General features: G+C 58.5%; 20 protein-coding genes. 8 read left to right on the plus strand and 12 right to left on the minus strand.

Annotation, left to right across the window (positions count from 1 at the left end; all coding sequences use genetic code 11):
* Positions 1–243: 243 nt before the first annotated feature.
* The 5 genes from ACZYZ5_RS03415 to pdhA form a co-directional block, all read right to left on the minus strand.
* Positions 244–1,377: an acyltransferase family protein gene (locus tag ACZYZ5_RS03415; protein WP_463899170.1), complete on the minus strand. Its 1,134-nt coding sequence runs from the start codon at positions 1,375–1,377 to the stop codon at positions 244–246.
* Between the two features lie 185 nt (positions 1,378–1,562).
* Positions 1,563–3,668, minus strand: coding sequence for an acyltransferase family protein (locus ACZYZ5_RS03420; RefSeq protein ID WP_463899172.1), 2,106 nt, complete (start codon positions 3,666–3,668; stop codon positions 1,563–1,565).
* A 411-nt stretch (positions 3,669–4,079) separates the two neighbouring features.
* The gene (locus tag ACZYZ5_RS03425) at positions 4,080–5,531 is read right to left on the minus strand and encodes a dihydrolipoamide acetyltransferase family protein (RefSeq protein WP_463899174.1); all 1,452 of its coding nucleotides are present in this window, start codon (positions 5,529–5,531) and stop codon (positions 4,080–4,082) included.
* 2 nt (positions 5,532–5,533) lie between these two features.
* Positions 5,534–6,646, minus strand: a complete 1,113-nt coding sequence (locus ACZYZ5_RS03430; protein ID WP_463899176.1) for an alpha-ketoacid dehydrogenase subunit beta — start codon at positions 6,644–6,646, stop codon at positions 5,534–5,536.
* Positions 6,643–7,893, minus strand: a complete 1,251-nt coding sequence (gene pdhA, locus ACZYZ5_RS03435; RefSeq protein WP_463899178.1) for a pyruvate dehydrogenase (acetyl-transferring) E1 component subunit alpha — start codon at positions 7,891–7,893, stop codon at positions 6,643–6,645. Before pdhA ends, ACZYZ5_RS03430 begins: the two co-directional genes overlap by 4 nt.
* A gap of 159 nt (positions 7,894–8,052) precedes the next feature.
* On the opposite strand from pdhA, the gene ACZYZ5_RS03440 reads away from it, so the two are divergent.
* The 5 genes from ACZYZ5_RS03440 (at position 8,053) to ACZYZ5_RS03460 (ending at position 14,738) form a co-directional block, all read left to right on the plus strand.
* On the plus strand, positions 8,053–8,517 hold the full coding sequence (locus ACZYZ5_RS03440) for an Lrp/AsnC family transcriptional regulator (RefSeq protein ID WP_463899179.1): 465 nt from the start codon (positions 8,053–8,055) through the stop codon (positions 8,515–8,517).
* A 214-nt stretch (positions 8,518–8,731) separates the two neighbouring features.
* Positions 8,732–10,198, plus strand: a complete 1,467-nt coding sequence (locus ACZYZ5_RS03445; protein WP_463899180.1) for a tyrosine-protein kinase domain-containing protein — start codon at positions 8,732–8,734, stop codon at positions 10,196–10,198.
* Between the two features lie 112 nt (positions 10,199–10,310).
* Positions 10,311–11,243, plus strand: coding sequence for a glycosyltransferase family 2 protein (locus tag ACZYZ5_RS03450; RefSeq protein ID WP_463899181.1), 933 nt, complete (start codon positions 10,311–10,313; stop codon positions 11,241–11,243).
* A 462-nt stretch (positions 11,244–11,705) separates the two neighbouring features.
* Positions 11,706–12,674 (plus strand): O-antigen ligase family protein, encoded by a 969-nt coding sequence (locus ACZYZ5_RS03455; protein ID WP_463899182.1) that lies wholly within the window; start codon positions 11,706–11,708, stop codon positions 12,672–12,674.
* 993 nt (positions 12,675–13,667) lie between these two features.
* A complete protein-coding gene (locus ACZYZ5_RS03460; RefSeq protein ID WP_463899183.1) occupies positions 13,668–14,738 on the plus strand; it encodes a transposase in 1,071 nt (356 codons plus the stop codon).
* 131 nt (positions 14,739–14,869) lie between these two features.
* Here the strand turns inward: ACZYZ5_RS03460 and ACZYZ5_RS03465 are convergent, their stop codons facing one another.
* From ACZYZ5_RS03465 to ACZYZ5_RS03480, 4 genes are all read right to left on the minus strand, one after another.
* Positions 14,870–16,060 carry an MATE family efflux transporter gene (locus ACZYZ5_RS03465; RefSeq protein WP_463899184.1) on the minus strand — a complete coding sequence of 397 codons (1,191 nt, stop codon included), beginning with the start codon at positions 16,058–16,060 and terminating at the stop codon, positions 14,870–14,872.
* A gap of 60 nt (positions 16,061–16,120) precedes the next feature.
* Positions 16,121–17,371: a Coenzyme F420 hydrogenase/dehydrogenase, beta subunit C-terminal domain gene (locus ACZYZ5_RS03470; protein WP_463899185.1), complete on the minus strand. Its 1,251-nt coding sequence runs from the start codon at positions 17,369–17,371 to the stop codon at positions 16,121–16,123.
* The gene (locus ACZYZ5_RS03475) at positions 17,368–18,384 is read right to left on the minus strand and encodes a polysaccharide pyruvyl transferase family protein (RefSeq protein WP_463899186.1); all 1,017 of its coding nucleotides are present in this window, start codon (positions 18,382–18,384) and stop codon (positions 17,368–17,370) included. Before ACZYZ5_RS03475 ends, ACZYZ5_RS03470 begins: the two co-directional genes overlap by 4 nt.
* Before the next feature lie 124 nt (positions 18,385–18,508).
* A complete protein-coding gene (locus tag ACZYZ5_RS03480) occupies positions 18,509–18,811 on the minus strand; it encodes an acyltransferase (RefSeq protein WP_463899243.1) in 303 nt (100 codons plus the stop codon).
* Here ACZYZ5_RS03480 and ACZYZ5_RS03485 point away from each other — a divergent pair.
* On the plus strand, positions 18,758–18,901 hold the full coding sequence (locus tag ACZYZ5_RS03485; protein ID WP_463899251.1) for a hypothetical protein: 144 nt from the start codon (positions 18,758–18,760) through the stop codon (positions 18,899–18,901). The two genes, ACZYZ5_RS03480 and ACZYZ5_RS03485, sit on opposite strands and share 54 nt — an antisense overlap.
* 164 nt (positions 18,902–19,065) lie before the next feature.
* On the opposite strand, the gene ACZYZ5_RS03490 is transcribed toward ACZYZ5_RS03485, so the two are convergent.
* The 3 genes from ACZYZ5_RS03490 to ACZYZ5_RS03500 all read right to left on the minus strand — a co-directional run bounded on the left by ACZYZ5_RS03490 (position 19,066) and on the right by ACZYZ5_RS03500 (position 22,478).
* Entirely contained in the window at positions 19,066–19,893 is an 828-nt protein-coding gene (locus ACZYZ5_RS03490) for a glycosyltransferase (RefSeq protein ID WP_463899187.1), read from the minus strand.
* 208 nt (positions 19,894–20,101) lie between these two features.
* Positions 20,102–21,259, minus strand: a complete 1,158-nt coding sequence (locus tag ACZYZ5_RS03495; protein WP_463899188.1) for a glycosyltransferase family 4 protein — start codon at positions 21,257–21,259, stop codon at positions 20,102–20,104.
* A gap of 97 nt (positions 21,260–21,356) precedes the next feature.
* Positions 21,357–22,478, minus strand: a complete 1,122-nt coding sequence (locus ACZYZ5_RS03500; protein WP_463899189.1) for a glycosyltransferase — start codon at positions 22,476–22,478, stop codon at positions 21,357–21,359.
* Between the two features lie 392 nt (positions 22,479–22,870).
* Between ACZYZ5_RS03500 and ACZYZ5_RS03505 the strand changes: the two genes are divergently transcribed.
* Both ACZYZ5_RS03505 and ACZYZ5_RS03510 read left to right on the plus strand, forming a co-directional pair.
* Positions 22,871–24,253, plus strand: a complete 1,383-nt coding sequence (locus ACZYZ5_RS03505; protein ID WP_463899190.1) for a sugar transferase — start codon at positions 22,871–22,873, stop codon at positions 24,251–24,253.
* 81 nt (positions 24,254–24,334) lie between these two features.
* The gene (locus ACZYZ5_RS03510; protein ID WP_463899191.1) at positions 24,335–26,209 is read left to right on the plus strand and encodes a DUF4012 domain-containing protein; all 1,875 of its coding nucleotides are present in this window, start codon (positions 24,335–24,337) and stop codon (positions 26,207–26,209) included.
* The last annotated feature ends 56 nt before the right edge of the window (positions 26,210–26,265 follow it).

A 26,265-nucleotide genomic window follows, 5' to 3' on the forward strand; every position in this document is an offset into this window, starting at 1 on the left:
GTTCAGCGCCTGTTCTTCCAAGCGTCCTCCGACGCCCCGTACATCTCTTCGATACGGGCCGATAGCTCCGCATTCCGCTGCGCTATCTCGTCCTCACTGGCACCTCCAAGGGCATTAAGTCCATATCGGACAGCAACACTTCAGCCCGCAGCTTCGCCAGCCCACTTGGATCATCCAAGCCCAGGTTCTAGGGCTCCATTGGACCGGAACTGCGCAAGCAACTAAGACACCAAGCCTTGGCGTCTATTCCTGCGCCGGAACATACGGACGTCGGGCTCGTTCGCCCGACGTTGGAACCGGTGCAGGGCTCCGCCCTTGTGGCTTGAAGCGCATAGCTGGCCGTTCAACTACAAACCAGCTTAGGGCGGCGAATGGCATAGTTAGGGCGGCCGCCACCGCTGCAAAGAGTGGAACGGGTAGGAATGCCAGTCCAGCCAGAGCCATGAGCTGCTGAATTGGGAACGCATACACATACATGCCGTATGAAAAGTCGTTACGAAGAACGAAGCGTTTGTCCTTGATGAGGGCACCCGTGCCAACAAGTACGTAGGCCAGGAAGGGTGCCGCAATTAGCGAATATTCCGGCAACGCAGTGCTCGCAACCACTATGAGCGCGGCTATGCCTACCCTTGCCCCAGACAAGGGCAGCCCTTCCCGCAATGCATAAAGCAATGCGCCTGAGCAGAAGGCAACCCCAAACCTGGCCGCATACCCGACGTAGCCGTTGTCAACCACACCAAGAGAAGTGACTAAGAGCAGAATCCACGATGCAGCGAAGCCCAACGGTAAAGTGGCCCGGTACCTCAGCAGGCCCGTAGTTCCTAGCGCCAAGACTCCTAAGTAACACAGGAATTCCCATGCCAAGGTCCAAAGCGAGCCGTTGAGGGCGTTGGGAAAGGGCGCCTCCGCGGTCGTCCCCGCGATGTCATACTGAAAAATCCACAGAAGGGAATTCTTCAGGACGTACAACAGCGATTCCGATGAGTACGCCGGGGCGCCCGAGCCTGAGAGTAGGACTCCAAGGGGCGCAATGATCAGCGCCGTAACAGCGAGGCACACATAGAACCCCGGCAAGATTCGAAGGGCGCGAGCGGCCAGGAACCTGCGTGCATCTGGGTTATTTAGCCAACTGCCGACGATCAGGTACCCCGAAACGGCGAAAAAACCGTCAACCCAAACGTGTCCCAATAGTTGGCGGAGGGGCTGCCACTCCACGCTCCGACCCGTGAGGGGGAACGAATGCCACACGATGACTCCAACCGCCAGCATCAGGCGCAGCGCGTTGAGAGCATTTCTCTTTCGGTCAAAGATTCCACCCAATGTTTGCGGGTGCCGGCGTCGCGCCGCGGTGCCGCCCCTAGTAATTGCCATTCTCATCCCCAAATTTTGTCCACCAGTCCCGTAAATTCTATGGGAGCGGGGCGGCCCAAAACTCCAGTCAAGGCCCTGATCTGAGACCAATCTTGGTGGCGGTTGTGGCGCGCAGCGTGAGATGTCCCTCCGAGCATCTGCGGAGCTCACCTATCGCGCCGTCCATCGGCGTGACTGAAGTCAACTTATTCTCATGCGATCTGGAAAATGCCCGCGAGGTTCAATTGCTCCTTTGCTACTTCGCCGAGTTCGGCTTGGTACGCAGGAGACATATGAGCCCAGTCCATCTTGACGGGGACATTCCCAGCAAAACTGGGGCACATATCATCGACGCAGAACCAATTCGATGTGTCCACGTGAACGGCGCCGATCGTTTTGGCCAAGGCCTGTTCACTTTTGTTTATAAGGTACCAGCGCTCAGGCTTTCGCGACATGCAGTCTAGAGGAGTCGACGTTCGCGTAAAACATGACTTGATGTCCTTGTCCGCCGGCGGCGGGGAAAGAAAGACCACTTTGCCTGTCGAGGGCAAAATCTCATCGATCTTCGACTTCAGCGCGCTCTGCCACTGCTCCCCCGTGATCGCTGTGGCCGATCCTTCTGGCTTCCGCTCCAGATAGTGATGCGCCACAAAGACGACGTCAGGATGCAGTTCACTGATGTCCTTCACGGCATCGGCGTTCCGAGCCTCACATGCATCAGATGTATCAATTCCAAGGGAGCGCTCGTCGGCGAAGGCGCAGGCGAATGTGCCATAACTTTTGACGCGCCATCCGCCCTCATCTCCGACGGCCTCACGCAACGTTTTGACGTACGTCAATGAAATGGAGTCGCCGAGAATGACAGCTGTTTTCGTTGCCTCGGGGTCACCCCATGTGCACGTGTCAGATTTGACGAGCTTGGCTTCCATGCCACACGGCATGACATCAACCGGCACCTGGCCCCCTGCGATAACTGAATCGATAGACGGGGACAGCTCGGGCCAGGCGTCAGAGCGGAGTGCTGCCGCCAGCTTGGATTGCAACGCCGCTAATGTAGGGGCGAACTTTGGACCCACCTCTTTGGCCGGTTGGACGGGAAGCTGGACACCGGCCGTTGTGGGCACCGGGGCTTTCGGGACCAGGACGGGTGTAACGACAGCGGCAGTCAGAAGCACAAGCGCACTCAAAGCTGTCAGCTTGTAACCGGATGAAAAGTGGACCTCTCGCCCTCGCCTGCGTGCTTTGCCGTTTAGCCAGGACGACTTCCGGATAGGGTCCTCCACCAAGTGATAGGAGTAGACCGCCAATGCTACGAATACTGCGGCTAGAATCAGCTGCCCAAGCAGGTCCGATTGGTCAACCATCTGCGATCCGATGATGATAACTGGGAAGTGCCATAAGTAGAGGGAAAACGAAATGTTCCCGATGTATTGAGCCACGCTATTCGTAAGGGGAGCCAGGAACTTATGCTCTGCAGCCCCTGTGCCGGAAGCCACCACGAAGCATGTCGCCACCACGGGGAGAAGTGCTCCCGGGGCCGGAAACAATGGTCCCGCCGTCGTGACGAACACTGCGATTAACATGCCTGCCAGACCAGCCCAAGCCATTACAGGCCTCAGCATCGCAGGTATCCTGGAGAAGGCTGGGGCGAAAACTGCGAGCATCGCCCCCATCCCGAGTTCCCAGGCGCGCGACGTATTTGAGAAATATGCGACGCCGTTGCTGTTCTGTGTTTCCCAAACTGCCCACGCAAACGAAAGAACAGAAACGGCCACGATCGCCGACCCGGCGGCCGCTCTTGGCGACCCCTTCCGACCCGGCAACTTCCTAGCGATCCCGATCGCCACCAACATCACCAGCGGCCACACGAAGTAAAACTGCTCCTCGACCGCGAGGGACCAATAATGCTGAAGAGGGGAAACCGGGCCATCTGCCTGGAAGTAGTCAGTGCCCGCAATAGCGAAACGCCAGTTGCTTGCAAACAGAGCGGACCAGACAGCGTCCCACAACGTGGTTGTGAATCGCGCGAAATTGAACACAAGATAAGCTGCGACCGAGCTCACTACGAGAACCAGTATGGATGCGGGGAGAATCCTTTTCACGCGTCGCTTGTAAAAGCTCTGGAACGAGATTGTGCCCGTACGCTCATGCTCACGAAGAAGGAGCCCTGTTATGAGAAAACCCGACAGAACGAAGAATACGTCGACGCCGACGAAGCCTCCGTTAGGCCACCCCAAAAGGTGGTCCAGCACGACGGCGACGACGGCAAATGCCCGTAGGCCTTGAATGTCTGGACGAAGCTTGCTGGGACTTCCCATCTTCCCGTTCTGACGGCTGAAGAAGGCGAATCCCAATCGATTCCGCGCAGGCTGGCGCAGCGATGTACTTGTCAACGAGAGTCCCCCAGTAAGATCACCAAAATATTGTGCAAGCCTATAGCGAAGTAGGCTCCATAAAGGAATCCCTGCTCGATGTCCAGTCAATTTGGATAGTCGTGCGACTCATTCGGCGAAAGAGGCGGCGTTGGCGGGGGCACGCGTTCCGGAACGCCCCTCAGCCAGTGACCGGCTAAGTGCCCCGACGCGGCCGTGACACTTCTAGTGAACGCGACTTCCGCCAACCCCCATCGACATTCGTATTCAAATGACGTACGAGCCATCGTGGACTGCCTAGCAAGGACGACTCCGCGTCAGCCATCATCAGGCTACATGAGGCCGACTTCCTGCGCCTCACATATCCGCCAGCACCGACCCTGGATTCTCGATCGCGTCGGCCACGTAGCGGAGGAAGCCGCCAGCGGTTCCGCCGTCGCAGACGCGATGGTCGAACGTGAGGGTCAGCTCCGTGACCTTGCGGACGGCGAGTGCGCCGTTGACCACCCAGGGCTTGTCGATGATGCGTCCGACGCCGAGGATTCCGACCTCGGGGTGGTTGATGATCGCGGCGGAGCCGTCCACTCCGAAGACGCCGTAGTTGTTCAACGTGAAAGTCCCGCCGCCCAGTTCCGCCGGAGTCGCTTTGCCGTCCCGCACGACGGCGGTGAGCCGCCTGATTTCGGCGTCCAGTTCGCGGGCACTGAGTTTGTCTGCGTTGCGCACCGACGGGACCATCAGGCCGCGATCGGTCTGGGCCGCGAAGCCGAGGTTGATCCCATCGAAGGCCACAATCTCCTGGGAGGCGCCCCCGGTGGTGTCCTCGGTGGTGACGATCCGGGTGTTCAGTTCCGGGAACTTCTTGAGCCCGGCGGTGACGAAGCGCGCGATGAACGCCAGCAGGCCCGGGGTGTGTTGTGGGTCGGCCTGCTTCATCGCGGCTCGCATCTCCACGAGGGCGGTGGCGTCCACGTCGACCCACACGGTGGCTTCCGGGATCTCGGAACGGCTGCGGCTCATGTTCGCCGCGACGGCCTTCCGGACGCCGCGGACGGCGGTCCGCCCGGTGATGCCCAATCCGGTGCGGGCATCAGTGTCGCCAGCGGTAGCCACTGGAGAAACCGACGTGGGCTGTACGGGCTGAACCGTCGGACGCTCAACCCCAGCGGGCTTAATGACCGCTTCGACATCGCGGCGCATGATGAGCCCGCTGGCCCCGGATCCCTGGAGTTCCCCCAAATCAACTCCATGGTCACGAGCCATCCGCCGGACGAGCGGGGAAATAACAGCCCCCAGCTTCCCGGGCACCCGGGGCCGCATCAGCAGCAGGTCATCCGCAGCCTTCTCGGCCGAAGATACCGGGGCCACCGGCCCGGCGACTGCAGCCCCGGCCGGTGCCTTGCGGGGCCGGGTCCTGCGGGCGACCCCGTGCCCGCCGGGAGTGCCGTACCCGATCAGGACGTTTCCCGATCCAGCCTTTTCTTCCTCGCGGTAGACCTCGGCCGCAATGTCAGCAGTTTCGGCAGCCGCAGCCACGGGGGCAGCGGCGGGCGCAGCCGCCGCGCCGACGGGCGTCACGGAGATCAGCGGCTTGCCGACGTCGAGGGTCTGGCCGGGCTCGCCGTGAAGCACCGCCACGGTGCCGGCGTACGGGGAGGGCACTTCGACCATGGACTTGGCCGTCTCGACCTCGGCGATGGGCTGGTCGACGTGGATCTCGTCGCCCACGGCCACGAGCCAGTTCACGAGTTCGGCTTCGGTGAGGCCCTCGCCGAGGTCGGGGAGGAGGAATACTTTCGGTTCGCTCATGGTCAGTCTTCCCACTGGAGGTCGTCAACGGCGTCGAGGATGCGGTCCACGCCGGGCAGGTAGTAGTGCTCGAGCTTCGGCGCCGGGTACGGGACGTCGAAGCCGGTAACGCGGAGGATCGGCGCAGCCAGGTGGTGGAAACAGCGTTCCTGGACCCGGGCCACGATCTCGGAGGACACGGAGGCGAAACCGTGGGCCTCGGCGATGACCACGGCCCGGCCGGTCTTTCGCACGGAGGCGCAGACCGTCTCGTCGTCGAACGGCACGATCGAGCGGACGTCGATCACTTCGAGGGAGCGTCCCTCCTCGGCGGCCGCAGCGGCGGCGGCCAGCGCCGTCGGGACGGACGGGCCGTAGGCGATCAGCGTCGCGTCGGTGCCGGGGCGAGCGACGGCGGCGCGGCCCTCGGAGGAGGTACCCCGTTGGGTATTCTCGGCGTGCTCGGCCCGCAGGGCGTCCAGGTCCACCTGGTCCTTGGACCAGTACAGCTTCTTCGGCTCCATGAACATCACGGGGTCGTCGGAGTCGATGGCCTCGCGGAGCATCCGGTAGCCGTCGGCGACGGTGGCCGGGGTGAAGACCTTCAGCCCGGCGGTGTGGGCGTAGTAGGCCTCGGAGGAGTCGCAGTGGTGCTCCACTCCCCCGATCCCGCCGGCGTAGGGCACGCGGATGACCATGGGCAGTTTCACGGTGCCCTTGGTGCGGTTGTGCATCTTGGCGACGTGGCTGACGATCTGCTCGAAGGCCGGGTAGGCGAACGCGTCGAACTGCATCTCGATGACCGGGCGCATGCCGTTCATCGCCATGCCGACGGCCATACCAACGATGCCGGACTCGGCGAGCGGCGTGTCGAAGCAGCGGTCCTTCCCGAAGGTCTTGGTCAGCCCGTCGGTGATCCGGAAAACGCCACCGAGCATGCCGACGTCCTCGCCGAAGACCAGAACCGAGGGGTCCGCGTGCATGGCGTCGGCCATGGCGGTGTTCAGGGCCTTGGCGAGGGTGATGGTCTGAGGGCCGGTCTGCTCGGCCGTCGCAGCAGCGGTGGCGGCGGCGCGCGCGGTGGCGGCGCTGACGTTGCCGTTCGCCTCGGAGGAGGTGGTTATGGTGGGGCTCATTTCGCGGCCTCTGTCTTCGAGGCGGCGTCGCGGGCGAGTTCGTCGGCGAGCATGGCGGACTGTTCCTTCAGCTGGGGTGTGGGGGTGGAGAAGACGTAGTTGAACAGGTCCTGGGGTTCCACCGGGACTTCCTCGCTCAGGCCCTCGCGGAGCTGGGTGGCGACGGCTTCGGCCTTCTCGGCGATCCCAGCGGCGCGGTTATCGTCGAGCAGTCCGCGGTCCGTCAGATAGGTCTTCATCCGGCTCAGCGGGTCCTTGGCCACCCATTCGGAGACTTCGCTGTCCTGACGGTACCGGGTGGCGTCGTCGGCGTTGGTGTGGGCCTGCATGCGGTAGGTGTGGGCCTCCACCAGCAGCGGGCCGGAGCCTTCCCGGGCGAGCCGGACGGCGCGGCCCAGCACGGCGAGGAGGGCCACGATGTCGTTGCCGTCCACGCGTTCACCGGCCATGCCGTAGCCCACGGCCTTGTGGGCAAGCGACGGCGCGACGGACTGGTGCGCCAGGGGCACGGAGATGGCGTACTGGTTGTTCTGGACGAAGAACACGACCGGCAGGTGGAACACCGCGGCGAAGTTCAGCGCCTCGTGAAAGTCGCCCTCACTGGTGGCGCCGTCGCCGCACATGGCCAGGACCACGGTGTCCTCGCCGCGCAGCTTGGCGGCGTGGGCCACACCGACGCCGTGCAGCAGCTGGGTAGTCAGCGGGGTGCACTGGATGCCGACCTTGTGCTTGGAGGGGTCGTAGCCGCCGTGCCAGTCTCCGCGGAAGAGGGTCATGGTCTGCACCGGGTCTACGCCGCGGGCCATCACGGCCACGGAGTCACGGTAAGTGGGGAACATCCAGTCACCGTCGGACAGGCAGAGGGCGGCGGCGACCTGGCAGGCCTCCTGGCCGTGGCTCGACGGGTAGACGGCCATGCGGCCCTGCCGGACCAGGGCGGAATTCTGGTCATTGACTCGGCGCCCGACGACCAGCTGCTCGTAGGCGGCCAGCAGCTCTTCGTCGCCAGGGAGGGCATATTCATGGCCGGGCTGGGTGCCCTGTTCGGTGTGCGGGGTCAGGGTGCCGTCCGGGCCCACCATCTGGATCTGGTGCCGTGCCGGCAGCATGTAGTCCTCGACCGTGATGCCGAATTTGCGGACCGCCTCACCGGCGGCGTCTTCCGGCGCATTGCCGGGCGCGGAAGCGCCGGGTGTCTGATCCTCGGGCGCCGGGTGCTGCGCAGTGTGGTCTGCGGAGATCGTCATTGGTCCGTCCTTCTGTAGCCACTATTCATTCCAAGTATGGCGCGGGACGATGTTTCGTATCCAGCTCCGCTAAAAATCGTGGAGAAGTTCAGAAGATTGGCCTATTCTGGAAGACAAATCGTAAGTGTGAGCCGGATTACGGGTGGGGGTCGTGGACGAATGGCAGAGGACAAGACGGACCAAGCGGCGGTGCCGCTGGATGATGTGGACCGGAACATCATTGCGGAACTGACCCGGGACGGCCGGATGTCCGTCACGCAGGTCGCGGAGAACGTCCACATCTCGCGGGCCCACGCCTACACGCGGATATCTCGGCTGACCGGCGAAGGCGTGCTTACGAAGTTCACGGCACTGGTGGATCCGATCAAGGCCGGCCTTAAATCGTCGGCCTACGTGACCCTCAAAGTCCGGCAACATTCTTGGCGCGAATTGCGGGAGCTTCTGCGCGCCATCCCAGAGGTGCACCACATTGCCCTGGTGGGTGGGGACTTCGATGTGATCCTGCTAGTGCGCGCCGTGGACAATGTTGATCTTCGCCGGGTGATTTTTGACCAGCTGCAGTCCATGCCCGGGGTGCTGGACACCCAAACATTTCTTGTCTTTGAGGATGTCGATACTCGGTAGGGGGGGGTTTAACCCTCGCCCTTAGTATCCCCACACGGCGGCTAGGTACACGTTAAGTATCGGAAACGGCGCACAGGTACAATGAACCCCGACCGTAAAAATATTGCCGTTCTTGTGGCGTGCCATAGGCTGCACCAAGAAATCGACACAGGGGGACCCGGGTTTGGACCTACGCGATTACTTGCGCATCCTACGCCGTAACTGGATTTTGATCGTGGCCGCGACAATGGTTGGACTCCTCGTCGGCAGTTTGGCCTCCATGTTGACAAAGCCCACATACACCTCCGGTACGCAACTTTTCGTTGCAATCCAGAACTCCGGCTCCGTTCAGGAGTTGCAACAGGGAAACACCTTTAGCCAGGCTCGCGTTCAGTCCTACGTAAAGACAGTCAACACGCCTGTGGTTCTGCAGCCCGCGATCGACTCTCTTGGCCTGCCCTTCACGTCAGAGGAGCTGTCGGCCAAAGTTCAAGCCAGTACGGACGTCAATACAGTACTTATCAACATTTCGGTTACGGATCACTCTGCCGTTCAGGCCGCTGCCATAGCCCAAGCCGTCGCTTCGAGCCTCGTGGCTGCCATTGACACCCTAGAGAAACCACGGACAGGTGGATCCTCACCAGTCAGCCTCTCCATTATTACGCCGGCTAAGGCACCTCTTCTGCCCTCCGCACCGATCACGCGAATGTATCTGCTTTTTGGCCTCATCGGAGGACTCGCCGCCGGCGTGGCAATGTCAGTTTTGCGTACAACCCTTGACTACCGTATTCGGGGTGAAGCCGACCTCCGCGGAGCGACGGACGCGCCACTCCTGGGCGGCATTTCCTTCGACCAGGACGCGTCTAGGAAGCCCCTATTGACTCAGACGGCAGCACAAAGCCCGAGAGCGGAATCCTTCCGCCAACTCCGTACGAACCTCCAGTTCGCCAATGTTTCGGGTAATGCAAAATCGGTTCTGGTCACGTCCTCCTTGCCTGGCGAGGGAAAGAGCACGACGGCAATCAACTTAGCGATTGCTTTAGCTGAGGCGGGTCAGGTCGTCTGCCTGGTCGATGCAGATCTCCGACGACCAATGGTCAACGAATACCTCGGTCTCGACCGCGGCGCAGGCCTAACCACTGCATTGGTCGGCGACGCTGATGTCAATGACTTGCTGCAGCCGTGGGGAGACGGCAATCTATTCGTCCTGGCATCCGGGCAGATCCCGCCAAATCCGAGCGAACTTCTCGGATCACAGGCAATGGAACACCTAATCCAAGGGCTCGAGACGGCCTTCGATACTGTCGTAATCGATGCTCCGCCGCTTCTACCGGTGACGGATGCAGCGGTACTATCGCAACACGTCGGAGGCGTGGTCTTGGTCGTTGGTGTGGGGAAAATAAAACAGCAGGACCTAGATAAGTCACTCAGAGCCCTCCACATGGTCGGCACGAACCTGCTCGGCGTTGTCCTTAATTTGCTACCGGCCAAAGGGCCCGACGCATACGCCTATAGTTATTACTCCAACGACGAACCGCACCCTCAGAAGCCGCATGTCGCGGGCGGTTGGGGTAGATCCCCTCAGCAGGTCAAGCCAGACACCCGCTCACGCCCTACGGACCACGGACCACAGAACCCCGATCCCGGCGTCACCTCCAGGGTGCCAGGTCGATACCCGTCCGAGAGAATCAGTCGCAGCTAGTCCGGTCGCCAAGCCCAAATCAGCATCATAGAATCCGAGCGGGTTGCATCTGCCGCCAAATGGGTGGAGTAGGACTATCGCCCAAACGTGCCCATCGACTGACAACTATCGAATGAGAACCATCGTGCACCTCGCCAAAATTTCCGTCGCAGCGATTGTCGTGCACTACGACAGCCCGGATACCCTCCACAAGACACTTGACAATTTAAGCCAAGTGTTCGACCGAGCGCACATAATTGTTGTGGATAATTCGTCATCCCTGAGCGAGGAGCCCATACACGACATCGCAACCGTTATCGCGGATGGTGGCAATAGGGGATATGCGGGTGGCGTAAATAGAGGAGTCGAGATCGTATCCTCCACGCTTCCTCTTGTGACGGAGATACTTGTCTGTACTCATGAGACGCTCTTCAGGCCCGGAGCCATCGACAGACTCCTCGCGACGGCTGGAGACTATCCGGATGGCCATATCGTAGGACCACGACTCGTGACTAAGTCTGGCACGGGCGACTTCCGAGTTTGGTCCAACGGAGGAAATCTCAATCCGCCCTTCTACTACCCCAAGCACAATACCAAACCGTCCTTGCTTGGTATCCACAAAGTGGCTTGGGTTGATGGCGCAGCTTTCGTCATAGATATAAAGACGTTTCGCCGGATTCAGGGTGTACCGGAGGAATTCTTCATGTATATGGAAGATGTGGCGCTGGGCCTGCGCGCACGCGACCTTGGCATACCGGTTCTAGTTGACCTGTCGGCCACCGTCGAACAAACTGCCAACGGTCCAAGCCGGGCACTGGCCATCCGCAACCGAACTTTGCTCGCATTAAGATACATGAATGCGTTTTCGCGGCTAATAGTTTCACTAGAAATATTCATTCGTCAATTAGTAATGACAGCCATGCCCATGGCGTCGGCGCAGAATAAGGCTAGAGAAAGTAGAGACGCTGTGAGGTCTGCGAAGGCTCTCTTAGTTGATTTGCCTCGGCTTATACCGTCGCGACCTACAAGTACAGGTCAGACTTCAGACACCGAACTGAGCAACTAATGATGCACTCCTATGGATCACTAGTTCAGCAACCTCAGAGAAAAATTCCAGTTACACCATGGCACGGGGAGATGGACTCTAATTTGGCGTCGTCCCAGATATCCAGGCGCGGCAATGGGTGACTCAGGACTGTATATTATCGTTGCGCTTCTTCCCGTCTGGGTTATTCTAGTTTGGAGAAACGATGGATTTCTCAAATCATGCCTCATTGCCACTTGCGTGTTGATCTTCGCATCTGGTTTCGCTCAGACAGTCGTCCCGATAAGATTCGTGCTTGCATTCTGCGCATTCCTGATCGTAGTGACCGTAATGGTCGGGGACCGTGGAAGCCTAACTCAAAAGACGATCTGGTCCTGCCTTTTCACCCTATTCACATGCAGTCTCGCGTTTGTTATAATTCAGTTTTTCGTTGAAGCTACGGACCTTGATCGACTATTCCGCTATGCCGTACTTTATCCTTCAATGCTTGTTGCCGGTATACTTCTGTCAGCTTCCAATCGGGGAATGTTGGCCGCGAAAACCTACGTCTACTTTAGCTTGCTATTCGGAATCCTGGCCATAGCCGAACGCATTCGAGGCACGTTTTTTATTGCTGACACATTCGTGGATATCGACCGCTTAATGCGTGATGACACTATTCGCAGCATAGTTGCTGCTGAACATCCGCTCGTTCTGTCTGTCCTCTTAGTCGCAGCCATCCCGCTGGTGCAAGCGGCAATCGGGCGCCATATTTTGCGAACTCTTTCCTACTGTATTCTTCTAGGAGGAATCTATTCCACAAACAGTCGAGGCGCCTTGGCCCTAGTCGTTGTATGGTTTGTCCTTTCTGCAGCGTTGAGGGTTCGCGCTCTAGGGCGTTTGGGCACAAAGGCGCTGCGTTCGATTGTCGCACTCGTTGCCGTGAGCGGTCTCGTTTGGCTTATGGCCGGAACTGGTTCGGAGAGTCTTTCGAGCACGTCCGCAGTCGAGGCCAGCGCCGAGTATCGATCGTCTCTTTATACTTTCGCTGCAAGGTCCCTCACTGATCAACCCCTTGGCTGGGGACTATCTGGCTTGCCCGAGGGGCAGTATATCGTGGCGAGTAACTTCGGCAGCTTGGACATCGCCAAAACCGTCGATTCCGAATTCGCCTTGGTAATGTTCGACTTTGGATGGTTGGGTCTCATTGGGCTTGGTGGTCTCATCTTTGTCCTGCTAAAGAGTCAGAGACTCAGAACACCGTTGGGGCAGTCCGCAGTCCTCATCACGGCTTCCGGGTTTTACCTTGCTCTGCATTCATGGCCTGGTCTCGGGTCCGCATGGTTCTTGATGCTCGGCCTTTCGTTGAGTACTAGCCTGCGGTTGACTCACGACAGCGATGAGCAAAAATTCTCAGTGAAGAATATCCGACAGAGCCCCATTGCTGTCCCGCGGTTTGTCGAGCGTAACTAGTCTCTGAAATCTGTGTCCTGACTTTCCTGACAATGAGAATGTGGCGCCAAGAACTACGAGTTACGCCGAGCCGAGTCACCAACGACCGTAGCGAATCGGACAACCTGGACCCCGAACCTCGAGGGAGCCGGCCGCGGCCGCCCTCATGAGCACTACATGCTCCATCAACGTGGGCCCAATAGCAGGACGCGGCCCGGGTTCGTGGAGATCGATTTCGTCGGCCATGATGACTTCTCAGAGCTTGTGGGAAAAGATTCCCCGAATGACTGTCGTGCCGCCGTCCGGGCGGCACTTCTCATTGGAAAACCGATAATTATTGCCTGCGTTGTGGTAGTCGCGCGGTGCGCTTGATGTGCTTGATGCCCGTGCTGCTTACTTCGACCATGCCAGTGGTGGCGCCGGCGACGATGATGACTTCGCTCTCTGCCCACCATCGGCAGATTGTGCCGTAGAGCTGGTTCGTCTCGCAGGGTCCAGCGTCCTCGATCAGAACATTGAGGTTCGGCTTCAGCGGCGGCTGCGTTGGCCAGGAAGTTCTTGCGCAGTAGCGCTCTGATCTTTTCCCTGGCTTTCCACACCCCCTGCAGCTTGCCGGCTCTTCAATGTTCGTGGGGAAACGGATCCCCGGATGAGTGTCATGCGCCGTCCGGACGGCACTTCTCATGAGATTAACGGCTCTTCGTGGTGGTGGGGAATGATTCCGTGTCGTAGCTGAAAAGGGGCCCGTGGCCCTGCTGGGATGAGGGTCTGGCATTCAACCAGGAACAGGACCATGAGCCTTGACCGAGACTACCGGGCCGGCCGCCGACGCTGCCCCCGGCATCTTCAAACCTGCCCGACTGCCGCGTCATCTCGGCCACCGCGCTGGCTGACGGCCAGCTCCAGATCATTGCCGAAACCGCTCAGCCACCAGGCTGTCCCAACTGCGGTGTCGTCGCGACGCGTAAGGAACGGCGCTTCCAGCGGACCCGAGACATCCCCGTCGCCGGCGCTGTGGAGGTCCTCTGGTCCATGTACCGCTGGTACAGCGAGGAATCCGTGTATGCCCGGCTCTCGGTCTTAGAATCCACCGCCCAAGTGCAGCGCCGAGCCCGCTCCACCAGCCGGATCCGGGACCACGTCGTTGGCGCGGTCATCAGCTCCGGCCGCGCCGTGTCCGAGACCGCCGCCGCGTTCGCGGTGTCCTGGTGGATGGTCCGTGCCGCACTCACCGAAGCCTGCCTTCCTACCCTGCCGGACGTGGATGAGCCCAGGCCGCGGATGCTGGGCATCGACGAGCACAGGTACCGGTCCGTGCGTTGCTTCCGGGACCCCGACTCCGCGTCGTGGATCCGGCGCGAGCCGTGGATGAAGACCATCGTGGACCTGTACACCGGGCAGGTCCTGGGAGTAGTCGACGGCCGGGACCACAAGGGCGTCGGCGACGGGCTCTTCGCCCGGCCGCTGGAGTGGCGCCTCGACACCCAGGTCGTCGCCATCGACCCCTTTGCCGCGTTCCGCAAAGTGTTGAGGATGTGGCTCCCACGCATCGCTGTCGCGGTCGATCGTTTCCACCTGATCTCTCTCGGCAACCACGCCATGACGGAGGCCCGCCAAAGCCAGTCCCAGCAGGTCAAGGGCCGCCTCAGCCGCTGCGTCGACCAGGACCGGGCCCATCGAATGCTCCTCCTGCGGGTCCACGAGACGCTCCCCGATAGGGCAGCCCACCGGCTGGCTGATGTCTTGGCCGACGACGACCCGACCGGCAAGCCGCAAGCCGTGTGGAAGGTCGAGGAACAGCCCAGGGCGCCGCTGCGCGCCGACTCCCTGGCAACGCCGCAGCCGCAAATGAAGGCAACATCCTGGTTCAGGAGGCCGGACGGCCCGAGACGAACAAGCTCTACCGCACCACTTTCGGTGGGGTGCCAAGATGAAGTCCTCATCGTCCCCGGCGCCACCACCGGCAAGGTGGAAGTCAACAGTACCGGCATCAAGCCCATCAAACGCACCGCCGGCGGCTACCGGAACGTTGGCAACTACAAAGCGGCTATTTACGTGAGAAGTGCCGCCCGGATGGCGGCATGACACTCATCCGGGAATCCATTTCCCCACCACATTGAAGGGCCGCGTTAACGGCCATCAGAGGTCACATCAGATGGACTCCCATGGTCAGCACATACTGGACATTGACAGCCGTACTCTGCGACGAGCGGGCTTCACGCAAAGCCTAAAAGCCGTCTCCAGGCCGGCCACCCGAAGTAGAAGGCTTTCATGCCGGAGAGCAAAAACATATAAACCGCACTCAAGACGAGCAGCAGGACACCAACAGTCCCAACGCCCGTGGAGGTGGAAGTCTGCACGCCAACCCACCAACTTCCACCAACGATGACGGCCAGCGAAATCGGAAACCAACTATCTCTGGTTGGGGACGTCGAGTAGTGATGAAGGGCCGGCGCTAAACCTGCTAAACCGACTGTTACGATGCAGGCCGGCCATAGGAGGTCGAGGGAAGGCAGGAACGCGGGACCAAAGAGGAACGGCACTAGCGGTACGGCCACTAGAGCCGCACCAACTGCCATCAGCGAGCCTGAGACCACAGTAACCTGCCACAGTAGTTTGGTCCGGACGCGTAGACTCAGGGTCGGGGACTTGGCATATGAAGATTGAATTAGAGTCTGAATGACTTGGTAGGCCATCTGGGGAATGAGAGACACGACCGCATAGAATCCCACGGTCTGGACGCTCGTTTGCCCGATAAATAGAAGAGTGTCCGTCCGAATGATTCCGGCCTCCATTATTTGCGAATGCCAGGCCCGCCACGCTCTTTTTGCCAAGGATCGAATCGATTCGGATTCGAACTCGCTCGCAACGACTGATCTCAGCAATCGACGCATAGGTATGACGATTAGTATCATCTGGACAATGAGGGCACCTGCGTTGAAAGCCACAACCGTCCACAGGCTCAATGCCCCGGTCAGAAAGGCAACAACTATGCCACAGGTAACCGTTCCGGCCGCCGCAAGATTGGCAAGACCGAATTGTCTTGTCCGTCCAGCAACAATAAGGATGTTGGCGTCGACACTTCTGCTAGCACTCATTCCTGCAAGTGCGAAAAGTATGGTTGCAGCTAAGGCCTCGCCAGCCGATAGGGACATCGATTTGGTGATCAAGAATCCAAGGGCCGTCGACGAAAGTACGGCGAAGAGCGTCACTCGCTTTCCCCTCCGGGCCCATCCGTGGGCCTGGCCCATGTCAGTTGCGACAGCCTTTCGGGCAAGCAACCCTAATCCCAACGCGCCTATGAGACCGATGAAGGCAGCGACGAGCAGGAGTATGGCCAACTCGCCACGGGCTGCGGGACCGAGACTCCTCGCGGTCAGCGGTGCGGTAATGAGGCCTCCTAGCACTGGCGCGATATTTCCGGCCAAATGCAATAGTGCTCTCACCCAAGACCACCGACAGACTGCCTAGCCACGTCGGTTCTCCGCCTTGGATCTTCTGAAGGATCCGTAGGCGTAACGCAACGCTCGAATGGGGTCCTTTGCGCTCTGGGCCAGCAGCCCGAACCCCACAAAGTTGGGCGTTTTCCACCCCGCCATTCGACGACCGAGCATCCTGGCCCAGAGGGTCGAACGGCGTTCTACTTGATACGGTTGAATGCTGCTGATGTCGCTCAAATCAAGTGGCTCTGCCTCGATAATTCCAGCAGCAATGGCCTTGACGATAATGTCATGCCCCCTCCTCGTTCTCGCTATGAGCGCACTGACACCGCTGCTGTCAGTGAACACCGGGTAGCCATTCGCATCGGCCTTCCAGTAATCTCCCGCGACTATGTCCGCGCTCTCTCCGACACCGTCTGGGCACACCTTGCATCGCCATTGCATGGCTGGACCCAACTGTTTCCCCCACGACTCGTCGTAGCTACTGGACACCGACTCCCCTTGATCGGTCTCAGCGTAGAAGTCGCCGGGCCAGCCATGTCCGCGGTACCTGAGGGTTCGCAAAGGTGATCCCTGCGGAATCCCGAGCACGTTCAGCAGTTTTTCCGTCGCGTGCTGGCTCGGAACACCCGCACAGAAGAACGACATAATCAGCGGGGTCTGATGTTGGCCCCGTTCCTGCATTAGCTGTCGCAGTCCTGACGCCTCACAGGGTTTACCGACAAAAACGGATTGGGGTGACAAGGCAGCCTGGGACCCGGCAGCAGAAACGGGCGCATAGCGTGACCCGGATTGTCGCAGGAAGTCTCCACCTAAGCCCAGCTCAATGGGAACCGTTCTGCGGGGCTCCAATAAATCCGCTCCCGCTCCAACAACTTGAACGGCTTGACCTGACTCAACCAGCCAACGGGACAAAGCTGTCAGCACTCCGCCGCTGCTTCCGCGGAACCGCGTTGTAGAGTCAATGGCCCAAGCCTGCCAACTAGATACAGCGGCGCCCAAGGCGGGGTCACTTCTAAGTTTCTGGCCGGCAGGTTGATCCGGTCGTCTAACCGTCATGCCAGGACAGCTGGCGGACAGTTGACGCGAAGCCAGTTCGTCATGTTTCGGAGAAAGAGGCAGCTGCCTATGCGGGCGGTTAAATCCCGCGTCATCCAGCATCATGGCAAGTCCAGGGTCAATTAGTGAGCAAATCCCGCATCCCGAACAATTACCATTCTCCACGACGACAGAGATCAGCCTATCGAATTGGGCCGATTTGTTCTGGGCTGTCGTCATGCCACAGCCCGGACCGACGAAGAAAGTTGCTCTGCTGCCGCATCTAGCTTTTCTTCCGCCAACTTCCGAACATCCATCGCTTCGGCCTTAAGAGCGTCATTCCCCAGTATGGCCAGCACCTTGTCCGCGATCTCCGCATCCCTTCGAAGGTCGAGAGTGTGCGGCCATCCAATGTCACCAAGTAGAGGTGCAAACTTTCGGGAGTAGGCCAGGGGGATGGCTGGCACGCCCATAGAAAGGGCGTTTAGGCAAGCGTGCATCCTCGCCCCCACGACAACGTTGCAGCCAGATATGAAGCTACGCACATCGTCTAGGCCCTTTGGGATGAAAACGTCAACACGGTCCCCGTAGTCAGCCCGCAGATCATCAATGGCGTCGATGTCATTATCGGCCGAAGGGTTATCTACTACATGCGCCATCAGCGTGATGGACCGCCCAGCTACTAGCAGCTTGGCAATAAGGTCACGAGTCATTTCCCGGTATTCCACCATTGATCCGTGGGCATCACTATTCCATAAGAGACCTGACACGTTCAATGCAACATCGGCACGCTTCATCGACGAAGTATGCGGTTCCGTCAATGCGAACGCCACGTCAGTAGCCAGACAGTCAGCAGGACGCCCTAGTTGACGGGCAAAGTCAGCGCTCGCGCTGTCCCGAGCCATCACTATATGGGCCGACTTCAAAGTCAGGCGTGCAGCGGCTCTTCCCCAGACGGTATTGAACGGTCCGATGGTCTGAGGTGCCAGAATAACTGGAACTTTGCATTGTCGGGCGACAAGCCTCGTATAGACCATGATTGCCAGACGCTTCGGGCCATAAATATCCGTGAAACTATCGCCAGCACCAGTATCGATCACCACGTCGTATTGGCCCATCGTTTCCCGAATTGATTTATTGCAGGTGAGAATTCCCTGAACCACAGTTTTTCCTGAGAGCTGAGTTCCCAAGGGCCCCAATGAAAAACTCTGAAAATCAACACGAATATCACTTCCCCAAGCTCTACGAGCCAATGACTCCGCACCTCGCCCAAGTACTCGGACACCCAAATTGCTGGATTCCGCATCAGCCCACAATATCAAAACCCGCATAGCGATTAGCGCCGTCTTTCCTTGTTTATTATTTCCAGATATTCTATTACTGGAATGGCATATGAAAATCTAGTTCGTAGTCTAGGTCGCGGCTTCTCTGGCCGATAACACGTGCTGGCACGCCAGCCACGATGGCATAATCTGGAACGCTTCTTGATACCACCGCGCCGGCGGCTACAACTGCGCCCTCTCCAATCTGAACCGAGGGAAGTATCGTTGCCCTAGATGCGACGTATGCCCGGTCGCCAATGCAAACCGGGCCTCCTTTGGCCTCAAAGCTCGGACTCTGGGGATCATGACCTACGGTGAAGATTTGGACGTGACCCCCGATATTGACATTGTTCCCAATGTGAAGCCCAAGCCGACCGTCCAAGAAACAGTCATTACCTATTATGGAATTCCGGCCAACCACAATCCCTTTCGGCGAAAAGAAGGATAACCTCCAGTGGACGGTAGCCTTTTGCCCGATTCTGATTCCGAAAAACCTTCGATACAAGAAACAACGGAACGAATGCCAGGGAATCCGCCCAACTATAAATCCGATGAATAGCTTTAGCCCTTGAAGATAAAGGCGCACCGTAAATTCCTTTCCGCGCTCATACGTCATGTCCCCAACAGGGCCATACTGACTAGCATCTGGCCTACCGAGGTTTTGAAGGCTTCTTGGCTAAATTGACGCCTGACCAGCCCGGCGTCAGGAACGGGCGGGAATTTTGGGTTCAGTGTCAATAGTTGATCGATGCTCCCGATATACGATGCCCATTCCGGGCTAAATCCACTTCTGACGTGATTGGTGCCAAACACTGGAACACCGTAAGCCATGGACTCTACTGCCTTTGCCTTGATTCCGCCGCCGTGGACAATTGGAATAATTGATGCATCCAGGCTGGAATAAAAATCTGGTAGGGAGTCAACCCGACCGAGGACCGAGGCCGGCACGTTCCAACTCCTAACAATTTCCGACCCAAATCCCCCGACAACGACTTCAATTCCCGTTTCTTCAATGGCTTTGCCATAACGGCTGAAGAAATTCCGCAGGGACGTCACATTTGGGGGGTAGGCAAAGTTTCCGATGAACCCGACTTTTAAGCTGCCTCTGCTCGATTGGCGCTGGGATACCGGGGTGGCATCGATAGGCGTCGGCATCCAGAATGCCGGCGCTGACGAGTCCGCGGCCGCGGAAAGACGATCTGCATACCCAGCAAAGGTGTTAATTGCTGGTTTTTGGACCAGAAGTCTTTCCCGGCGCGACCAGAGCTGACTCTGAATTGACCCACCAGGCTTGGATAGCCACGATGAACCCCCTATCGTTCGAGCATTGACACTCCAGAGGTCCATCCAATCGAAGACGAGAGTGTTCCTGGGAAGCTCGGCAGCGGCAGAAGCAAAGACCGATGGAACCGTCACGACGTTTACGTCTGCCGCCTTCATCGGGGGCAACCCGGACAATAATGGCATTGGCAGGACTGCCCTTTTTGCCGACCCCAGAATCCTTGTGGTCGTAGGCGAATGGTCTTCGGTCTTAAGCGCGACTATGGATGTCTCGAATCCAAGTTCTGTCAATGCATTATGCCAGGCGAGGGCCCGGAGTCCTCCACCATCACGCGGCATGCCTGAAAATCCGTACCAATATACGACGTTAGCGCTTGGCATGATTCACTGCCTCTTCATCCCCGCGGATTTGCGACCATAGCTCCCTAAAGCGCGACCTATAGGCATCAATGGAAAATGCCCTCTCGTAACTGCGACGCGCATTGGCGCCCAATTCTGCTGCCTGCTGTCGATCTACGGACTGCAATACTGCCCTCAGGTCCATCGGATTACCGATCTCGTAGAGCTTCCCATCGACTCCGTCGTTAACGATGTCGGTTACGCCACCGCCACGGCTTGCAATGACAGCGCGGCCCCTGGCGAAAGACTCCAAAAGCACCAGCCCGAAGGGTTCCGGACTGTCAGAGGGAAGTAAGAGAAAATCAGCGTCGTCGAGATGCGACTCTATATCTCCAACCTCACCAATTAGGGACACGGAACATGGGTGCCGTAGGTTCCTAACCATTTCCGGTACGTCGACGCCGGCACCTAGTGGCGGTGGTCCACCAAGAATGCTCAGTATTCCTGGGGCCTCATCTGAATCCCACGCGTCCAATAGGGTTTTATGGCCCTTCCAAGAATTCCATCGACTGGCCACAACAAACCTGGTGGGCCCGGAATCGCCTCCCCTTGAGGTCAACTCCGTACCTGACTCCCTATGAGCATTAATAAGCAGCTGTGCACGAGATTTTAGGGAATCGGGCAGCGATGCATTTGCTGCCCGCGAAATGCACAGAATATGCGTGGCGCTTCTCGCCAGCAATCCGAGGACGAAGGATTCCTTCGGCGACCAAATTTCTTGGACGTGCAGCACTACTTTTCGGACGCCCGCCAAACGGGCCAACGGCAAACAAAGCACCATCGCAGAGGTGGTGCAGTACACGATGTCAGGTTTGGAGTCCCTGAAAATCCGAAAAGTCTTCCACAAACGGCTGATGAGTGGCAATACCCCGTGAGGTCGCAGATATCGTCGGCGGAGTACAGGCAAAGGCGCAACCAGATTTCTGATCGAAGAGATATCTAATTGATCGCTCAATCGCCCTTGGTTAGTCGGCAAATCGTCCGGCAGATAGATAAGAACCGAATTCCTGTCTTCTTTAGGAAGTGCTTTTAGGATTTCCAGAAGAATCTTATCTGCGCCGTACATCTCATTTGACGAGTGAACGAATGTGATCTGCTGCAAGCCGCGGTCTTCGCTATCACTCACTGCGGTGAAAATTCTGCTTCGGCATTTTTAACCGTAGAGAGTCCTCGCCTGAAGGCTCTGGTTGCGGAGATTATCAAATGTTGGGAGGCAATTTTATTCATCTGACGACCTCAACTGACGGAACTGCCGATACCTGGCGGCTTAGCACATCGCTGTATGAAGAGCACACGGACTCCCAGGTATAGCCTTCCTGGAGGCGCTGGAGTGAAATCTGCCTTAGGCGGTTTTGTTCTTCCGGAGAGTCCATGACTGCACGGATGGATTCCTCGATGCTCTCAGCATCAGGCTTACAGAACCTACCGTGCAGTCCTAGGACTTCGCGGTTATAGACCGTATCCCTCGCAACGGTTGGCGCCCCGTTGGCCATGGCCTGGACCAGTGCTGGATTCGTCCCACCGACACTGTGGCCGTGAAAATATGCTCCGCAATTCTTCCATAGGGACAGCAAACGCTGATCATCGGCCACGTGCCCCAGCCAGAACACATTCGGGTTGTCTGCGACGAGTACCTCTACCTCTTCCTCTAGGGCCCCCCCGTATCCCGAAGAGCCGACAATAACAACTTGGTAGTCGGCGGAGAGTGATCTCGCAGCCTCTAAGAACTCTGGAATTGTGTTTTCTGGTACGAATCGGGCCACAGCAAGAACGTAACGATGTTTGGAGAACGATTCTTCTCCGGATTCCTTGACGCTCGCATCGCCGCCGTAAGGAATGAAGATAGAAGATCGAGAAAATTCAGCCCGCCACCTGCGACCGATTTCTTTTGAATCTGCGACAAGGATTGTGCCGAATCGCGCCGTAAGCCGGGCGCCCAACTTGAAGATGAATTTTGCGAATCGACCCCATTTGGCGCGCTCCCACTCGATCCCGTCCACGTTCACCACGGTCGGTATCCCTCGCATCGCCAACAAGGGCAGCCAGAAACCGTTCGCCACGTTCATTACCAAAGCGACATCGGGCTTTCTCCACGCAGCGTGCAAACAGGCCGTCAATCCATACGTCAGCGTGCTGAGGGACTTGTTCTCGATTCCACCAGTCGTCACAACGTTGACTCGCGGATCCCGGTTCGGATCCCCCGGAGCGGAAGACGAACGGCCATAAACCGTGACGTCCCATTCCTGATCAACCAGATATGGAGCCAGCTTACGAACAGCAGTCTCGAATCCTCCGTAGAAGCTCGGATATCCGCGGGTTCCAATGATCGCAACAGATCGACTCATGAACGCTCCCCATTTTTGGCACTTCCTGCTGGCCCCGAAACAGTGCCAGCGTCAAGGTTATCATCCGCGATTCAGCCGTCTAACCCACGATAAACATCCCATCGCTGCGCCAGGTCCTGTTGGCTTCGGACTGCTTCATCGCTTGTCAAAGGGGTCCTCCAGTATGCCCTGCACGCGGTGATGACTGACCCAACACGGACACTTGTCGGTGACGGTCGAGTACATGCGACTGCCCGCACATCGCACCTTTATCGCAAGATTACGACCGATTCGCCGACCGACTGTATCCTTTCGACAGGGATCTCCATTGAGCGGAGCTACTAACCTTTGGGGGATGTTGATTGAGCGGCGTGTCGGATTGGCGGGTACAGACTTCACGAACACTGCGTTTTGTGGATTCGTTCGTCGTAATTTGGGCCGTTGCCGGCGCATACATCATTAGGTTCGGCGTGGAACCCAGCCTCGTTGTGTCAGGGGGCGAGTCGAACTATCTTTGGTTCTCGGTGGCATTATGCGTTGCTTGGTGGCTGATGTTGGAGGCCTGGAACAGTAGGAATAGCAGAATTCTGGGTTCTGGTCCTGACGAATACAAACGAGTAGCCGCGGCTTCTCTCTGGCTTTTTGGACTAGTGGCCATCTTCTCCTACGTCTTCCGAATCGAAACAGCGCGCGGTTATGTAGGGATTGCATTGCCAGTCGGTCTACTGGGACTCATCATGGCCCGCTGGCTCCTCAGACAGCACCTCAGCGTGAACCGTCGAAGCGGTGCGAGCATGTCTCGACTGATGCTTGTGGGAGGTCCTAGTGCCGTTGCGCACTTGGCTTCGAGCCTGGTTGCGGCCAAACACGCGGGATATCTTCCGGTCGCGGCGTACACACCCGGCCAGGAGATGTTCACGATGGAACCAGAATCCGGGCTCCCGATCCTTGGCCATAAGCCGGAAGCACATGCGATTTTGGAGGCTATAGACAAGTGCAATGCCGATGCCGTCGCGGTTTCGGCTGGTGTTCAGTTGCATCCTCAAACCCTTAGGCACCTTGGGTGGGAGCTGGCGGCGCGGAACGTTGGACTCATCATGGCACCCGCTCTCACGGACATCGCAGGACCACGTATCCACACTCAACAAGTGGCTGGACTTCCCCTAATTCACGTCACCACGCCGGCGCTTGACGGCGGACAGCGTGTAGCCAAGAGATTGTTCGATGTCGCAGTTTCTGGAGGCCTAATTGTCCTCGCGTCTCCCGTTCTAGTCATCATTGCACTTGTACTCAAGCTGACCGATCCCGGCCCTGTGCTCTTCAAGCAAGAACGGGTCGGCATCGAGGGGACCCATTTCGGCATGCTTAAATTCCGCTCGATGGTCGTGGATGCCGAGCGACGACTTGCAGAGCTCGAACAGCGAAACGAGGGTAACGGCCTCCTGTTCAAAATAAAGAACGATCCGCGGATCACGCCAGTGGGAAGATTTCTTCGGAAGTACAGCCTCGACGAACTACCCCAACTCTTCAATATATTTGCCGGATCTATGAGTCTCGTTGGCCCCCGACCGCCGCTTCCTCGAGAAGTCGCAGCCTATGAGAAAGATGTCCGGCGGAGGCTGCTTGTTAAGCCCGGCCTGACCGGACTCTGGCAGGTCAGCGGACGATCGAATCTGTCATGGCAGGACTCGGTCCGACTCGATCTTTACTACGTGGAAAACTGGTCACTGGCTGGAGATCTAGTGATCATCCTAAAGACAGCCCGCGCTGTCTTTAGCAGCTCGGGCGCGTACTAGGCGCCCCAATGGCTTTCCGACCCCGCTCCCTGGCAAGGGTCGTGACCAAATACCCCCTACAGGGGAAGGAAAACCCGCTTCATGACTGAGCTAGGCAAAATGGAATCGGACGAAGACCAAAAGAGCCACCTGGTGCGTCAGCCAAAGCGCCCTACACGCCACAAGCGTCTCTACGTGGTTGCTGCTGTATTCCTGACCACCGCGGTCATCGCAGGAACGGCAGCATCGTGGCTGGGAACTCGCGCCACGATCATCAAGAGCGAACTTGAGGCAACCGCGCAACTCATCCCTGTTCTCAAACACGGTATTGCCGCAGGCAAGTCGCAAGAGCTTAGCGCTACGGCCGATCAACTCCGCGTTCACGCAGCGGCAGCACGCGAAGCCTCGGGAGATCCGCTCTGGACGTTGGCCGCTTCGTTTCCGTGGGTCGGAGCTAATATCGGAGCCATTTCAGAAGTTGCACGATCGGCGGATGATGTCGCTGCCTTGGGCGTCGGGCCCTTGGTAAAGGTATACGACTCGCTCGATTGGGGCAGTCTCCTGCCTAGTAGTACAGGAACTAACCTGGACCCGATCCAGGACGCATCCCCCAGCGTTTCGGCCGCGGCGCACGCCGTACGGGCCTCTGCCGAACGACTGGACAGAATTGATGCAAGCAGCCTGTGGCCCCAGGTGGCTGACCCGCTGACACGGGCCCGCGAGCAACTGCAAGAAGTCACGGGGGCCCTCGATGCAGCCGCGAACGCCGTACAGATTGCCCCCGGCATGTTGGGGGCGGACGGCCAGCGGAACTACCTGCTTATGATTCAGAACAATGCCGAAACCCGGGCTTCCGGGGGTATTCCCGGAGCGCTGGCGGTCCTAACACTGGCCAACGGCAAGTTGACGCTGGGCGTGCAGAGCAGTGCTGGCGAAGTTGGAACCATGTCGCCTGCAATCGCTGTGGACGAGGAACAGACGCAGCTCTACACGACGCGACTCGGAAAGTACATGCAGGACGTCAACCTGACCCCAGACTTCCCCACTGCCGCCGCCACTGCGCAGACCATGTGGGAGAGAAGGACCGGCCAGAAAGTAGACGGTGTGATCTCGATGGATCCAATCTCGTTGGGGTATGTCCTCGACGCAACCGGACCTGTGGAAATCACCCAGCCCGAGCTCCTGGCCATGGCCAGCGGTGGACTGCCGACTCAACTGAGCGGCAAGAACATTGTGCCGACCCTACTTTCGGACGTTTACGCCAAAATCGCCTTGCCTGAATACCAGGATGTCTACTTTGCAGGGGTTGCCAAGGAAATCTTCGGCGCGTTATCCACGGGTGGAAAGGGCGACGCCAAGGATCTCATTGACGGTATTTCCCGCGGAGCGTCAGAGGGGCGGATTCTGTTGTGGTCGGGAGCGCCGGAAGAACAGTCGGTTATTACGACGTATCCAGTGGGTGGATCAATCGTCGGTCCGAGCGTCGCCCCCGCGCAGTTCGGCGTGTATTTCAATGACGGCACCGGCGCGAAGATGGACTACCACGTCAAACGGACCGTCCAGCTTGTCAAGAAATGTGCCGTAGACGGCTACGAACAGACAACTGTCCGCATCACCAGCACGAACTCAGCCCCGGCAGATGCCGCGACGTCGCTGCCTAAGTACGTCACTGGCGCCGGAATTTATGGCGTACCCGCGGGGACAGTCCAAACTAATGTTGTCGCGTATGGGCCAGTTCAGGCCAACGTGGAAACGGCCGCGGTGGACGGGCAGAAGTCAGACTTCGCCGCTCATCGCCACGCGAATAGACCCGTGGGAACGGTAACTGTCACCTTGGCACCTGGCCAGAGCAGCACGGTAGAGCTGACTTTCGGCAAAATCGTTCAACATACGGAACCTAACGTGGTTGTCACGCCGACCGTCCAGCCTGTCAAAGATGTCGTTCTTGCGACAGCAAATGAAGTATGCAATCCGTGAAAGTAAACGTCACGTTAACGGTATGTAAAGCAACTTGATTCACTTTGGTCACACGC

Source organism: Pseudarthrobacter ribosi, from assembly GCF_055412865.1.